Raw genomic sequence first — 14173 nt, 5'->3', positions numbered from 1 at the left:
GTTGAGGTACTTCAAAGTCGTGTTAAGGTACTTGAAAATCGTGTTGAGGTACTCCAAAGTCGTGTTGAGGTACTTGAAAATCGTGTTGAGGTACTCCAAAGTCGTGTTGAGGTACTTGAAAGTCATGTTCAGGTACTCCAAAATCGTGTTGAGGTACTCCGAAGTCGTGTTAAAGTACTTCAAACTCTGTTGCACCGCGATCAAATACACAGGTAGTATCGCTTTCATAAATCTCCACAAACAAAACGATGTCTACGACAGGCTACGCCTACGCTTGACTTTTAACGGGTCGCTACAACATCAGGCGATGCCTACGGCGGCAAGCTACGCACTTGACAATCAAGACAGTCGCTACAATTATCCTTAAGTGAACCGTAGTGACTTATACTTAGGAATAGGCTGATTGCTAATCACTGCATAGAGAACATCTGGATCGAGGTCGGCTCCCGATCGCCATTGGATTGTGCCTAATTCGTGGTTTAATTCAACCTGAGCAAAGTATTTTTGATCTTGTAAAGGTGCAAAAACACCTGTAAATTTAATCAGCTTACTAAAATCAATTATTCCTTCCACTTCATCTTCAAAACAGATATATAGTTGATAGTTTTCCCTTGGTTCTACTGCAATAATGTCTTTTAACATATTTTACTACTCCAATGGTAAGACGCTATTGAGGATTTGATTGTCTCTAGCTAGTTCCCAGTTTTCCATCAATTCATTTTAATGTAAAGTCGCCCATTATAATATAAGTTTAAAAGCTCTGGAGCTAAGTTTACCTTCTAAAATTTATAAGGTTTCAATGCTAATAATAGCTTTTTGTTGGTTGTATTTTACGTGAAAATGTGGAGGCGGATGGTCATTGTAATACATAGTGACAATCATCCCGAAAAAACGACTAATTTCTGGCATACTTTATTCTCTCTTGAGGATATATGGGAAGCCAATGTGCGTCTACGTTCAAGGGATTCATGCTAAGTCAGGCGATGTCTACGACGGGCTACGCCTACGCCACTTTGCTACTTCTGAAAATATCAACTAGGCAATTAATATCTTAAGGAAATATCGCTAACTCAGTTTCCGGGTCAAAAAAGTGAATTTTATCTTGATTTAGAGATAACCATAGTTGCTCACCAGCTTGTACAAATCGGTCTGGTGGTATTCGTACTTGTAGGTAATTGGCTGTAGTGGCTCTTTGAACTCCTGGTTCGGCAATCTTAACAGCGAGAAAGGAATCGTTGCCGAGATTCTCTACTAAATCTACTTGCACGGGTAGATTTTTGGTGGCAGGCAGACTCAAATTTAAGTGTTCTGGGCGAATGCCTAAAATTAGAGTTTTCCCATCATATTTTTGTAAAGCTTTTCCCCAGACTTCTGGTAGGGTGAAACGAAACTGGGAACGAGTAATCAACTGCGGGGCATGAAATTCCACAGAAATAAAATTCATTGGTGGTGAACCAATGAACTCTGCGACAAAAAGGTTGGCAGGACGGTTGTAAAGTTCTAGAGGAGAAGCAACTTGCTGAATTTTACCCTCAGACATAATCGCAATACGATCGCCCATTGTCATCGCTTCTGTTTGGTCATGGGTGACGTAAATTGTCGTTGTCCCCAATTGGCGCTGCAATTTCACAATTTGAGCGCGGGTTTCTGCCCGCAGTTTGGCATCTAAGTTAGAAAGCGGCTCATCCATTAAAAATACTTGGGGATTGCGAGCGATCGCTCGTCCCAATGCAACCCGTTGTCTTTGTCCCCCAGATAGCTGTTTAGGTAAGCGTTTCAGCAATGTTTCGATTTGCAACAGTTGAGCAACACTACGCACCTGTTCATTCACCGCCCGTTCTTTGTCAGAAATGTAGCGCAATCCTTTAGGTAACTTTCTTGTCGCCCCCACAAAAAGATTTTCTGCCCACGTCCGAAGATGTGGAGTATTTTCTCCTCTGCTCCTCTGCTCCTCTGCTCCCCTGCTTCCCGTGCGGCGTAACCCAAAGGCAATGTTGTCATACACCGTCATGTGAGGATAGAGGGCGTAATTTTGAAATACCATTGCAATGTCGCGTTCCTTGGGTGGTAGGTCATTGATCAAGTGATCGCCTACCCAAATATTGCCGCCAGTCATCACTTCTAACCCAGCGATTAACCGCAGCAGAGTGCTTTTACCACAACCAGAAGGCCCTACCAGCACCATAAACTCGCCATCTGCGATCGTCAGGTTAATTCGTCGCAAGACATTGACACTTTCCGCACGCTCTGGTGCTACATCAGTTTTTTCCGCAAGTGTGAGAGGAGATTGGGTTTGTGAGGTAACACTTTCCCCTTTACGTGAGGAAAAACTTTTATAAACGTTTTCTAAAATAACTTGGGACACAACTGTTAATTATTATCACTGGGCATGGAGCATCGGGCATTGGGGAGCCAGTGCGTTGCGGAGGTTCCCTCCGTTGAAGCAACTGGCGTCATTGGACAATGTGACTAATGACTAATGACCAATGACAGTTTAGCGCTCATAATAATACACGTTCAGGGTAAATACGAAAAGTTAAAAAAACAGCTTTTACCATAAAAAGCAAACTATTCTAAATTTTAGGGCTGTCAGGAGGTGTTGTTATGACTACCGATGTACCTAAAAATCTTTCCCAAGACCCAAGCATTAACCCTGTCCATGAAATTGTAGACGTACAAACCACAGATTGTTGCATTGTGGGTGGGGGGCCAGCAGGAGCAGTATTGGCGCTGTTGTTAGCGCGTCAAGGCATTTCTGTGATGTTGCTGGAAGCACACAAAGACTTTGATCGTGATTTTCGCGGCGATACGATTCATCCATCGGTGATGGAAATTATGGAGGAATTGGGACTTAGCGATCGCTTGCTAGGACTTCCCCATACCAAAATGCGCGAAATTAGTATTCAAACTCCTCAAGATACTGTCACATTGGCAGATTTTAGTCATCTGAAAACCCATTATCCCTACATTACAATGCTTCCCCAGGTAAAATTTCTGGAGTTCATCACCCAAGAAGCCCAAAAATATCCTAGTTTCCATTTGGTAATGGGTGCGAATGTGCAGGAATTAATTACCGAAAATGGTGTGATTCAGGGTGTCCGCTATCGAGGAGGCGGTGGTTGGCATGAAATTCGGGCAATACTGACAGTGGGTGCAGACGGTCGCCACTCACGTTTACGCCACTTGGGTGAGTTTGAATCCATCGAAACTTCGCCGCCAATGGATGTCCTCTGGTTTCGCCTACCGCGTCAGCTAGAAGATTCTGAAGGGGGAATGGGGCGCTTTGGTCAAGGTAAGCTAATCGCCATGCTTGATCGTGGTGATGAGTGGCAACTTGCCTATGTTATTCCTAAAGGAGGCTATCAACAACTAAGGGCTGCGGGTTTGGAGGAATTAAAAAAATCTGTTGTCGAAGTAGTGCCAGAATTGCAGCAACGCATTCAAAATTTACATGATTGGTCACAAATAGCTTTTCTCTCTGTCGAGTCCAGCCGTGTCAAACGCTGGTATCGTTCGGGACTGTTACTCATCGGTGATGCAGCTCATATAATGTCCCCTGTTGGTGGAGTTGGCATTAACTACGCGATTCAAGATGCTGTAGTTGCGGCGAATGTACTCAGCAAACCGCTCAAAAACCGACAAGTACAACTTAGCGATCTAGCAAAAGTACAACGTCAACGCGAGTTGCCCACACGCATCATTCAGGCGTTTCAAACTTTTATTCAAAAGCGGATATTGGCCCCAGTTCTCACCTCAAATCGCACCTTTGTACCACCTGCATTTTTGCACTTACCCATCTTGCGCGACCTTCCAGCCAGGTTGATCGCCTTGGGTGTTTTTCCAGTTCACATCAAGGCTTAATTTTTGGCAAAAATTTTTCTATTTAATCAATAAGTGGTACAATTATACTACTCAATGCAGAATTGAATGCTCAATTAGTCAAGCGAAGGTGGCGAACAGTATACTCAATGCTGTTCAAAGCGATCGCTTGGCTTTTATGCTAGAAAGGACTAAAAACTCAGGCATTATTAAAAAATGCAAACAATTAAACATATCTAGATATTAATTGACACTACATAGAAAAACCCCCTCTTTTTGAATCAGCACTTTTTGCAGTCAGGAGTAATTTTAATGAACAGCTGCGTTTTGATGGCGGAAATTATTAACGAACCGCAACTCCGCTATACAGCCGATAATCTGGGAGTCACAGAAATGCTGGTGCAGTTTCCCAATTCCCAGAAACCAGAAGATCCGCCAGCCACGTTGAAAGTTGTCGGTTGGGGGAATTTAGCAACAGAAATTCAGCAAAACTACCACCAAGGCGATCGCGTCATCTTGGTAGGACGTTTAAGTATGAATACTGTTGATCGTCAAGAAGGTTTTAAAGAAAAACGCGCTGAATTGACAGTGCAACAGATTCAATCTGTTGGAGGTAGTTTTAATACCGATCCATTACCCTCAGCAACCGTAACTCCATCATTCACTGAAACTGCTCCCCGACAACCATCTTCAGCATCTCGTCCTCCACAGAAAGAGGTTCCCACTTACGAGTCATCACGTCCAGCGCCTACCCCAGCGACAAATCCTGTTGGCGTTGCTCCCCAAGCGAAAACTTACGAACCCATAGCCCAACCCACAAATTATGAGCGAAACACTTATCCAGCAGTGAAAGAGGAAGAACCAGATCCAGATGATATTCCCTTCTAAATTTGCTAGTTGAGCGTGTATTCAATTTGCTAAGTATAATTAGCAAAAAGCATTACGATTAGACAATTTCTACAAGTAGCCATCCTTTAGGATGTGCTATTTTTTTGTTTGCGTTGACGCTTTGCATTTTGTTGTGAGACATTGTTTACCTACTCTTACTCACTATTCTCCATAGATATAAAACTCATATTTGATTTTTGAAAAAAACTCAGTACACCTTTATTCCTTTTTCCCAGTCCCCAGTATCTACAAGTAATTTAGGAATCAAATCGGATTGCTATATCTGGGTTGTTGCGGACACTACCCACCCTGCCGACGCATTGTTATTGATTGTTAATTAATAGATTTACTTTCTATAAAGCTCACCTGATCTGCGTTTTTGAGCAACCGTGGCATCTTGAACTGTGTCTCTGAAATACCTTGAGAAATAATTGTGTCTTTTAGCATTTTGAAACTGTCTCTTTCAACAAGTTTAATTTCAGGTGCACCAATAATATTCGCTTTTCTAGTATTCAGATAAAGCACATTTAAACCATAAATAACCTGTTCAAATTTATCTCGAAATGATGTTAAATCAGGAAGAGTTGTAAATATTTTTGAAACCTCTAGGTAAATATTGTACTTCACCGGAAATGATGAAACATCAATGCTGGTTGTATAGTCTATTATTTTGCAGTCCTCTCCCAAAATTTTGCTAGCTTCAGTAATGGCAGCAAAAATTTCATTTTCAGAAATTCTCACTCCTCTAATAATTAGCAGAGAACCTTGGCGATACAAAAATTCAATCATGGGACTTTGGTTATAGTAGCCCACACATTTAACGATATCTCCCATCCTGTACCTGTAAAGTCCAGCTACTGTCGTCACAACTACTTCGTAACTTTCACCTACATCTAGAGAAGTCAAGTCAACTGTGGTGGGTTTTTCTGCATCAATTTGGGAAATGGGTATAAACTCAAAAAATGCCGAATGAGGAGTAATTACGTAAGCTGGAGAATCTTTTTGTGGCTCTAGGTTACACCCGATCCAAGCTTCAGAAGCACCATAACCATGTGAGTAAATTGGTATTTCACCTGCATAAAATTTCAAACTTTCTTTATAGAGTTGCAGCGATCCAGTTATGATACATTGTATGTTAGATAACTGCGGCCATATTCTGGGTATAATACCCTCAAATCCTTTTTCAAATTCAGTTCGGAGTGTGTTACTTTTTTCTGGATTGGGTTTGAGCCTACTTTGTAGCTCATTTCTTGTAGCTGTATCCAGTTCCAAGTTGGAATTAATTTGACCGTGGTAAATATCATTTACCATTTGTGGCCACTCTCGTTCTAATATTTGTAGAGCATCCAAAACATTGGAGGCAAAATTTGCCGTAATATGAGTAAGCTTTGGCTCCAAGAGAGCAAAAAGCATATGGCAATAATAAGCGCTCCTATAATCGGGAATCAAGAATATGCTAGTAGGGCTAGAAAAATTGAGACTGACTATTTTTTGAAATGACTTAGATTGTCTAATTCCTCCGCTAGTTCCTGAACCTCTGGGAATACCGCTAGGTGTAGATTTAAGTGGTTGTGCACTAGCCAAAGCCAAACCACGACTGTTTTTTGCGTATGTTTTACCATTGAGATAGTAAGAGCGTGTGATCGCGTTTACAGCCTGAAAAGATTTTTGTGAAGTTGATAGTAAGCGTTTTGTTCTAGGTATAAGTTTAGATTTGCCCGTTGTCCCCGACGTTTCTTGAAAAAGAATGATTGGCTCTGCTACTAGTTGAGAGAAATTTCCATCCTTAGCAATATCTTCAATAACTTCGCGGTAATTTTCATAAGTGGTCAGAGGATGTATCCTTTGAAATTCTGCAACCGAATCTATAGCTGCAAAGTTGTACTTCTTACCGTATTTTGTATCCTTTTGAAGTTTGAGAATATTTCTAAGAAGCTTTTGTTGGACAGAGATAGCATTAACAGTGTCTTTTTGCAAACTTTTCAGGCTTCTTTTCGCTGCTACTTGCAACAAATAAAGGAGAAAAATATCCTGAATTTTATTGAATATTTCTTGTGCTTGTTCTCGAATCTTTGAGTTCATACGCAGCAATGGTTCTAGAAAATACCTTGTCTTAATATGGAAGTCTTGTATCGTCTCAAAAGAATTAAATCTGGGCTTTAATCATTGTTTGCAACCAAAGTCAAGGATGAGTAGCCTGTAGGCGATGTCTTACGACAAACTGCTTTGCATCTACGCCCAAAGCGAGCGGTAAGTTAAGAGATATCACCGCTATCTGTTCAATGTGGACGCTCTTGAGGCATTGTTTGGTACAGCACCTGATAATCCAAAATCCTTTTTAGCGGTAGCAATCGAGACAACAGAGTTGTTTCAAATTACAATAGCAGATTTGGCAGCATAAATAGCTGTGAGGAAAGCTAGTGCAACTCAATCAGCCGAAAATTATCTTGATGGATAAGGCAACTAGTTCTCAAAACATTAAAAATTGTGGTTGAGGTCTAAGCAGTGAAAAACCGCCAAGGAGTGTAAAAATAAAATTTATCGACACATACATCAAAACTCTTGTTAAAATCCAAATAATTTTCAGTTAAGATTCATACCCAACTCCTATGAGAGAAACTGTCCTAGAGGTTCGCAATCTCCAAGTTGAATTTCCCGGTGATGGCAATCACGTCAGAGCTTTGGATGGTATTTCCTTTGGGCTGCATCGAGGTGAAACTCTAGGAATAGTAGGAGAATCGGGGAGTGGTAAATCAGTGACAGCCCTAGCTGTGATGAGTTTGTTGCAAACTCCCGGTATGGTGACTGGTGGTGAAATCTGGTTTCGTCCGCAAGAGAATGCTAACCCCATCGATTTAGTAACATTGCCTCCTGAGCAAATGCAGTTACACCGGGGTGGCGACATCGCCATGATTTTTCAAGAACCGATGAGTTCGCTTAATCCAGTTTATAACATTGGGTTTCAGCTAACAGAAGCGATTATGCGGCATCAAAATGTCTCAGCAACCCAAGCACGACAAATTGCGATCGCAGGTCTACAAGAGGTAAAACTTCTACCTAGCGATGAGGACATACAACACCAGTATATCGAAACTTGGCATCAAACCAACAGCAATTCATCGAAACCAGAACCATCAAAGTTGACACAGTTGGTTAAAGAACACAAAGAAGCCATGCTGGAACGCTACCCCCATGAACTTTCTGGGGGTCAGTTGCAACGGGTAATGATTGCAATGGCTATTTCTTGCAACCCATTAATTTTAATTGCTGATGAACCAACCACAGCCTTAGATGTGACGGTGCAAGCGACTATTTTGGACTTGTTGAGAGAATTGCAGCAAAGCCGTGACATGGCAATGATTTTTATCACCCACGACTTGGGACTAATTTCAGAAATTGCTGACCAAGTAGCGGTAATGTATAAAGGCAAAGTTCTTGAATCTGGTACTTCTGAGCAAATTTTCAGTAATCCCCAGCATCCATATACTAAAGGCTTGATAGCTTGTCGCCCCACACTCAACCGTCGTCCCCAAAAATTACTTACCGTTTCTGACTATATGAGTGCAGAAGAGACGCCAACGGGACAAGTAATAATTCAGCCAAAAGAACCCGCACAACCCATAGAAGTGACTACCGAAGAGATTGCTGCAAGATTGGCAAACTTCAATGAAAAGGAACCCCTATTGCAAATCCGCAACCTGAAAGTTGGTTTTCCAGTGCGCGGGGTATTTGGTGGGACAAAACGTTACAATATGGCAGTTAATGGCGTTTCTTTTGATGTCAAATCAGGGGAAACAGTAGGTTTGGTGGGAGAATCTGGTTGTGGTAAAACTACCCTTGGTAGAACCTTGCTGCGCTTAATTGAACCGATGAGTGGTCAGATTATCTTTGAGAAACAAGATATTACTAGCCTCAAAGGAGAACGGTTGCAAAAACTGCGGCGAGAAATGCAAATAGTCTTTCAAAATCCTTTTAGTTCCCTCGACCCACGGATGAAGGTTGGGGATGCGGTGATGGAACCGTTGTTAATTCACGCTGTTGGGAAAACAAAACAACAACGACGCCAGCGAGTAGTCGAACTCTTAGAACGGGTGGGGTTGAGTGCAGATGCGATTAACCGCTATCCTCATCAGTTTTCTGGCGGTCAACGCCAACGGATTTGCATAGCCCGTTCTTTGGCGTTAAATCCTAAGTTTATCATCTGCGATGAATCAGTTTCAGCGCTGGATGTTTCAGTACAGGCGCAGGTATTAAATCTTCTTAAAGAGTTGCAGTCTGACTTTGAGCTTACCTATATTTTTATTTCTCATGATTTAAGTGTGGTTAAGTTTATGAGCGATCGCATTTTAGTCATGAATCGCGGTCAAATTGTTGAAGAAGGCACAGCCGAAAGCATTTACCAAGAACCTAAAGAGGAATACACGCAAAAATTAATTGCTGCGATTCCTACCGGTAGTGCTGAACGGGTGCGAAGTCGTCATCAGAAAGCTTTATAGAAATAGAATTCAGGAGTTAGGAGTAAGAATTCAGTATAAATCCTGTATAAGTGGCAGATGGCAAGTCTATGCTGTCGCTTCTTGGGGAAAATGTCGGTAAATGGGCGTTTTTGCACCTCCACTAAATATGCAGATTTAGTTGTCTTGATTCTGACTTGTGAATTCTTTTTCAACAGATATTTGTGCAAACAAAGTTAATTACATCTGCAAGTCCTGACTGAGTTTTCAAATTAGTAAAAATAAAAGGTTTATCACCGCGCATTTTTTTGGCATCTCGTTCCATGACACTTAAATTTGCACCAACATAGGGTGCTAAGTCAGTTTTGTTAATCACCAACAAATCAGACTTGGTAATGCCGGGGCCACCTTTGCGGGGAATTTTATCGCCAGCTGCAACATCGATGACGTAAATTGTTAAATCCACCAATTCTGGACTAAAAGTAGCAGCCAAATTATCGCCGCCACTTTCCAAAAAAACTAAATCCAAATTGAGAAAACGTTCCTCTAACTGTTCAATTGCCGCCAAATTCATCGAAGCATCTTCGCGGATAGCAGTATGAGGACAACCGCCAGTCTCTACACCCAAAATGCGATCGCTAGCTAATGCCTGAGAACGCACTAAAAACTGAGCATCCTCCTGAGTATAAATATCATTCGTCACCACCGCAATCTGATACTGCTCACGCAATCCTTTACATAAAGCATCCACCAAAGCCGTCTTCCCCGAACCTACTGGCCCAGCAACCCCTACTCGAAATGCATTCATTAGTTATATCCCTGTCTACTCTGCCCAATGCCCAATTCCCTATGCCCTAACTCCTAAATAACCTTGTATACTGCGTTTCATGCTGCATACTCGCTAGCGACAAACCCCAACTACAACAGGCGAGTTGATCGTCCTCCAACGTGAGAATTTCTAATGCCGCAGCACTGAGTAATGGTTGCAAATCTAGCAATAACTGCTGTCCTGCTGTTTGTCCAAGGGGGATAAGTTTTACGCCAGCAGTAATCAAATTACTTGCCCAACTGTGCAGATATCCCAGTAATGCGGCTTTGATACTGATTTGCCAATGGGCAACGGCAATACCAAAAGCGATCGCATAATTGCAAGGATTACCCACAGCGTTGGCAATAGGTACAATCTGCGGTTCTAGTTTAGCAAGTAATTGGATCAACGATCGCCCCATTTGCCAACTAGAGGCGCGTAATTCTTCTGTTTCCCTAGCAGCCGATAACCACAGATTCCAACGGCATAGGGACTCAACATCACCTGTTTTTACAGCTTGCTGCGATCGGATCATCACCACCGCCTCTAACCGAATTGCCCCATAAAGCAACTCTGCTTTTAACCAATCTTTGAGATGTGTGTGGTTAGCAATCGTACCATTTTCCACCAGCATTTCCAAGCCTTCAGAATAACTATATGCTCCTACAGGCAAAGCGGGGCTAGCCAGCTGCAAAATACCCAAAAGATGGCTATCAGTAAGCATGATGGTGTTGTCCATAAGCTCCTAATTCTGGCTGAAAGGGTAAAATTTCCTCTTTAACTTCTAATCCCAGTTGTTCCAACATCTGGCGTAAAACCGAGTCTGAGGACAAGCGTAAATAAGTCGGAGTAATTTCTACAGGTACGTGGCGATTTCCCAGATGGTATGCAGCCCGTAATAATAAAAGTGGTGTTTGCGCAAAGGCAGTCAGCACTAGTTCTGGTTTGGCAGTAATTCTGATTAAACTGCTATGGGTTTCTTCTTGCAGAATATCGCCATCGTATAAGACAGTCCCTCTGGGTAAATGTAAAAACACAATTTTACCATCTTCTGTTTCAAAGCGATGACGACTGCGGGTACGTTCTTCTGCTGTCAGCGCCAGAGTAAAAGTAACAGCAGCATCGTTATTAGGTGGTTTAAGTTGGGTAAATGTCAGCATACAGAGTTTAGCCTGAACTTTTGCTTTTTAGTATGGTTCTAGTTTAAATACCATAGCTCTCTTGTCCGAAGGAAAGATAAAATTAAACAAAGGCAACGATCCAAGCGACTTACTCTTACTCCGTCGTGGCGCTCAAATCTCCACCAACACAGGTACAGCCGAAAAAGGTGGCGATGGCGGTAACATCAATATCAACTCAAAATTTATCGTTGCAGTTCCCAAAGAAAATAGCGTCCTTGGAAAAAAGGCGACCCAATAATTGAACACAAGGACTGTATCGATTACCCAATGGGCAATTAATCTTAAGTCGAAGTTGTTCAAAATAAATATTGTACATATCGAAAAAATCGCATACACAGTTTTCTGCAAAATGGGACGCACTATCATGCGATCGCACCATACAAATCATGCAACTATATTTGCATGAAAGGTGAATGCATTACCTAGTCATTTCCCTTAATCTGAGTATTAAAGAAACGGTTAATGAATCGAATAACAACAAAAATCATCAATTTATCAACCGTTGCTGAGGAAAATTTCGTAATTTTTATTCACTCGGATTGAGAGGTTTATTATGTTTTCCAAACTAGTCCGCAATACACTTTTAGCAACAACTTTGGCATTACCAATAGTACCATTAGCCAGCCAAAATGCTCTTGCTTTTGACAGGCGTGATTTCCTAGTTTACAACAACAATGAGTTAGAAATTACTCAATTGTATGTATCATCAAAAGACTCTAAATATTGGGGTCATAATATTCTCAATTCAGATATTGTTAACGGTACATCTGACACAGTTACATTTAACAATAATAGCAATCAATGCACTTATGATGTCAAAGCCATTTATAGTGATGGCAGTTATGATATCGGTCGGACTAATCTTTGCAGCACCTATGGAATAACTTTTTACGGTCATGGAGGCGACTATCGATAATATTAGGGATTTATAAATTGGATCTTGATGATTGCATAAAGGTGCAATCATCAAGAAAACTATTATGGTATTTTAATTAAATAATAATATCATCTTCTATACGGAAATCTGGGAACATAATTCTAGAAGTTTTGCTAACAGCATATCTGCTTGATTATTTATTAAATAGAAGTCGGATATATGCGTATTTTATCCTTTCAGATGCCCGATGGCAAATCATAAGAATTTAGACACTATCTTTGACGAATTTTACATATCATATATAAACAATGGGTTCCTACTTTCGGTTTCAAAAGCTTTTTCTCATATTACTTATCTGCATCAGCATCACTCCACTTACAGTATTTGCACAATCGACACCCCCATCAGGAGTTACAATTCCTCCCGATACACCAGGGAAAGTCGAAGAAACTCTACCCCAACCATCACCTACACCAACTCTTCCACTTACACCACCGACACCAACTGTTCCCATACTCCCATCGCCTCCACAGGAAAATCTACCCGATACAACTTTTCCTAGTGGTGAAAAGTTCTTTGTCAAAGAAATTCATGTCACAGGCTATTCTGTTTTAGAAGATGAAATCATCAAGTTAAAAAAGCCTTTAGAAAATACAAACATTACATTTGAGCAGTTATTGCAATTGCGATCGCAAATCACTAAACTCTATGTTGATAATGGCTACATCACCAGTGGTGCATTTATTTCCAACAATCAAAATGTTGCTAGTGGTGTCGTGCAAATCCAAGTTGTGGAAGGCGAACTCGAAGGAATTTCTATTTTAGGATTACAAAGATTGCAGCCTGGATATGTGCGTTCCCGGATTGAACGGCTTGCAGGTAAGCCTTTAAATCAAAAAAGTCTCGAACAAGCGCTACAATTGTTGCAACTTGACCCAGTGATTCAACGAGTTAATGCTGAGTTAACCGCAGGTAGCACTCCCGGAAATAATATTTTACAGGTGACAATTACCGAATCACCAGCCTTCCACCTCGGAGTTACCTTCGCAAATAACCAATCAACTAGCGTCGGCTCAGAACAAGGGAGTATTTTTCTTGCTCATGATAATTTATTAGGATTTGGGGATAAATTTAGTGCTGAATATGGTAGTAGCGAAGGTTTAGACATTTACGATGTCAATTATTCTATTCCTTTTAACGCCTTAGATGGAACCATTGGTGTCCGCTACAGCAACAGTGCTAGCCGTATTATTGAAAGCGAATTTCGTGACTTAAATATCCGCAGCGAAGCCGAAACCCTTTCTTTTAACGTCCGTCAACCGCTAATCCACACGCCAAACAGAGAATTTGCTCTCGGTTTAGCATTCGATTTACGGCGCAGTCAAACCTACATCCTCAATGATATTCCCTTCTCCTTTACTGAAGGGCCCGAAGATGGGGAATCAAGAGTTACGGTAATCCGCTTTTCTCAAGATTGGTTACAACGTAATGCTAACAGTGTTTTAGCGGCGCGATCGCAATTTAATTTTGGGATTGATGCAATTGACGCAACTGTTAACGATAGTGGTACCGATGGGCGTTTTTTCTCTTGGGTGGGACAATTTCAATGGGTACAACGACTATCTCCCCGCATCTTGATGCTAGCCAAAGTCAACACTCAACTTACTCCTGATTCTTTACTGTCGTTGGAAAAAATTAGCATTGGGGGAGTTGATACAGTGCGCGGTTACGATCAAAATCAAATTGTGGCTGACAATGGGGTAGTTGGAGGTGTGGAAGTTCGGATTCCCCTGGCCTCAAATGTGGAAACACTACAGCTAATCCCATTTTTTGACATCGGTACAGCTTGGAATAATCGCGAGATTAATGCCGACCCGCAAACCATTGCTAGCTTAGGGTTGGGCTTGAACTGGCAACCTTTCAACGGTTTGGTATTGCGTGCAGACTATGGTATACCATTAGTTGGTACAAGCGATCGCGGTAGTTCGCTGCAAGAGAATGGCTTTAATTTTTCAGTGCGCTATCAGCCGTTTTAAAAGTAAGATTTCTAAATTAGAGTTGTCGGGAAATAAAAGATAAGTGAGGCAATGCTGGTCTTGTAATTGGGATTTTCTTAAGCAGCCATCAAGTAGAAGTTCCATAATCC

At 41.5% G+C, this 14173-nt stretch carries 14 protein-coding genes; 7 read left to right on the top strand and 7 right to left on the bottom strand.

What is annotated here, in order from left to right; genetic code table 11:
* On the top strand, positions 1–216 hold a 216-nt coding region (locus tag V7K56_RS13815), incomplete at its 5' end, for a hypothetical protein (protein WP_334911310.1).
* 147 nt (positions 217–363) lie between these two features.
* On the opposite strand, the gene V7K56_RS13810 is transcribed toward V7K56_RS13815, so the two are convergent.
* The 3 genes from V7K56_RS13810 to V7K56_RS13800 all read right to left on the bottom strand — a co-directional run bounded on the left by V7K56_RS13810 (position 364) and on the right by V7K56_RS13800 (position 2365).
* Positions 364–642 (bottom strand): DUF2442 domain-containing protein, encoded by a 279-nt coding sequence (locus V7K56_RS13810; protein ID WP_334911308.1) that lies wholly within the window; start codon positions 640–642, stop codon positions 364–366.
* A 144-nt stretch (positions 643–786) separates the two neighbouring features.
* A complete protein-coding gene (locus V7K56_RS13805; protein ID WP_334911312.1) occupies positions 787–882 on the bottom strand; it encodes a DUF4160 domain-containing protein in 96 nt (31 codons plus the stop codon).
* 169 nt (positions 883–1051) lie between these two features.
* Positions 1052–2365 (bottom strand): ABC transporter ATP-binding protein, encoded by a 1314-nt coding sequence (locus V7K56_RS13800; RefSeq protein WP_334911306.1) that lies wholly within the window; start codon positions 2363–2365, stop codon positions 1052–1054.
* Positions 2366–2604: 239 nt separating this feature from the next.
* Here V7K56_RS13800 and V7K56_RS13795 point away from each other — a divergent pair, with 239 nt between their 5' ends.
* Positions 2605–3861, top strand: a complete 1257-nt coding sequence (locus V7K56_RS13795) for an FAD-dependent oxidoreductase (protein WP_334911304.1) — start codon at positions 2605–2607, stop codon at positions 3859–3861.
* Positions 3862–4131: 270 nt separating this feature from the next.
* Positions 4132–4707 carry a single-stranded DNA-binding protein gene (locus tag V7K56_RS13790; RefSeq protein WP_334911302.1) on the top strand — a complete coding sequence of 192 codons (576 nt, stop codon included), beginning with the start codon at positions 4132–4134 and terminating at the stop codon, positions 4705–4707.
* Positions 4708–5040: 333 nt separating this feature from the next.
* On the opposite strand, the gene V7K56_RS13785 is transcribed toward V7K56_RS13790, so the two are convergent.
* Entirely contained in the window at positions 5041–6720 is a 1680-nt protein-coding gene (locus tag V7K56_RS13785) for a GH3 auxin-responsive promoter family protein (protein WP_334911299.1), read from the bottom strand.
* 596 nt (positions 6721–7316) lie between these two features.
* Here V7K56_RS13785 and V7K56_RS13780 point away from each other — a divergent pair.
* Entirely contained in the window at positions 7317–9203 is a 1887-nt protein-coding gene (locus V7K56_RS13780) for an ABC transporter ATP-binding protein (protein WP_334911297.1), read from the top strand.
* A 169-nt stretch (positions 9204–9372) separates the two neighbouring features.
* Here V7K56_RS13780 and ureG read toward each other — a convergent pair whose 3' ends face one another.
* The 3 genes from ureG to ureE are packed head-to-tail and all read right to left on the bottom strand — an operon-like array spanning position 9373 to position 11129.
* Positions 9373–9969, bottom strand: coding sequence for an urease accessory protein UreG (gene ureG, locus V7K56_RS13775; RefSeq protein ID WP_334911295.1), 597 nt, complete (start codon positions 9967–9969; stop codon positions 9373–9375).
* Between the two features lie 46 nt (positions 9970–10015).
* Positions 10016–10708: an urease accessory protein UreF gene (locus V7K56_RS13770; protein WP_334911293.1), complete on the bottom strand. Its 693-nt coding sequence runs from the start codon at positions 10706–10708 to the stop codon at positions 10016–10018.
* A complete protein-coding gene (gene ureE / locus V7K56_RS13765) occupies positions 10683–11129 on the bottom strand; it encodes an urease accessory protein UreE (protein ID WP_334911291.1) in 447 nt (148 codons plus the stop codon). Before ureE ends, V7K56_RS13770 begins: the two co-directional genes overlap by 26 nt.
* Positions 11130–11190: 61 nt before the next feature.
* On the opposite strand from ureE, the gene V7K56_RS13760 reads away from it, so the two are divergent.
* The 3 genes from V7K56_RS13760 to V7K56_RS13750 all read left to right on the top strand — a co-directional run bounded on the left by V7K56_RS13760 (position 11191) and on the right by V7K56_RS13750 (position 14063).
* Positions 11191–11388 (top strand): hypothetical protein, encoded by a 198-nt coding sequence (locus tag V7K56_RS13760; protein ID WP_334911289.1) that lies wholly within the window; start codon positions 11191–11193, stop codon positions 11386–11388.
* Between the two features lie 315 nt (positions 11389–11703).
* Positions 11704–12066, top strand: a complete 363-nt coding sequence (locus V7K56_RS13755; protein ID WP_334911287.1) for a hypothetical protein — start codon at positions 11704–11706, stop codon at positions 12064–12066.
* 269 nt (positions 12067–12335) lie between these two features.
* A complete protein-coding gene (locus tag V7K56_RS13750; protein WP_334911285.1) occupies positions 12336–14063 on the top strand; it encodes a ShlB/FhaC/HecB family hemolysin secretion/activation protein in 1728 nt (575 codons plus the stop codon).
* Positions 14064–14173: the final 110 nt, after the last annotated feature.

The sequence above is a fragment of the Nostoc sp. genome (assembly GCF_036917535.1).
Classification (GTDB): Bacteria; Cyanobacteriota; Cyanobacteriia; order Cyanobacteriales; family Nostocaceae; genus Nostoc.
This window is presented reverse-complemented; position numbering and strand designations above follow the sequence as displayed.

What these genes read in the sequence shown, in the direction of transcription:
- V7K56_RS13805 (WP_334911312.1), bottom strand. Translation starts at nt 882, where the DNA reads ATGATTGTCACTATGTATTACAATGACCATCCGCCTCCACATTTTCAC.
- V7K56_RS13780 (WP_334911297.1), top strand. Translation starts at nt 7,317, where the DNA reads ATGAGAGAAACTGTCCTAGAGGTTCGCAATCTCCAAGTTGAATTTCCC.
- V7K56_RS13795 (WP_334911304.1), top strand. Translation starts at nt 2,605, where the DNA reads ATGACTACCGATGTACCTAAAAATCTTTCCCAAGACCCAAGCATTAAC.
- ureG (WP_334911295.1), bottom strand. Translation starts at nt 9,969, where the DNA reads ATGAATGCATTTCGAGTAGGGGTTGCTGGGCCAGTAGGTTCGGGGAAG.
- V7K56_RS13750 (WP_334911285.1), top strand. Translation starts at nt 12,336, where the DNA reads ATGGGTTCCTACTTTCGGTTTCAAAAGCTTTTTCTCATATTACTTATC.
- V7K56_RS13755 (WP_334911287.1), top strand. Translation starts at nt 11,704, where the DNA reads ATGTTTTCCAAACTAGTCCGCAATACACTTTTAGCAACAACTTTGGCA.
- V7K56_RS13770 (WP_334911293.1), bottom strand. Translation starts at nt 10,708, where the DNA reads ATGGACAACACCATCATGCTTACTGATAGCCATCTTTTGGGTATTTTG.
- V7K56_RS13790 (WP_334911302.1), top strand. Translation starts at nt 4,132, where the DNA reads ATGAACAGCTGCGTTTTGATGGCGGAAATTATTAACGAACCGCAACTC.
- ureE (WP_334911291.1), bottom strand. Translation starts at nt 11,129, where the DNA reads ATGCTGACATTTACCCAACTTAAACCACCTAATAACGATGCTGCTGTT.
- V7K56_RS13810 (WP_334911308.1), bottom strand. Translation starts at nt 642, where the DNA reads ATGTTAAAAGACATTATTGCAGTAGAACCAAGGGAAAACTATCAACTA.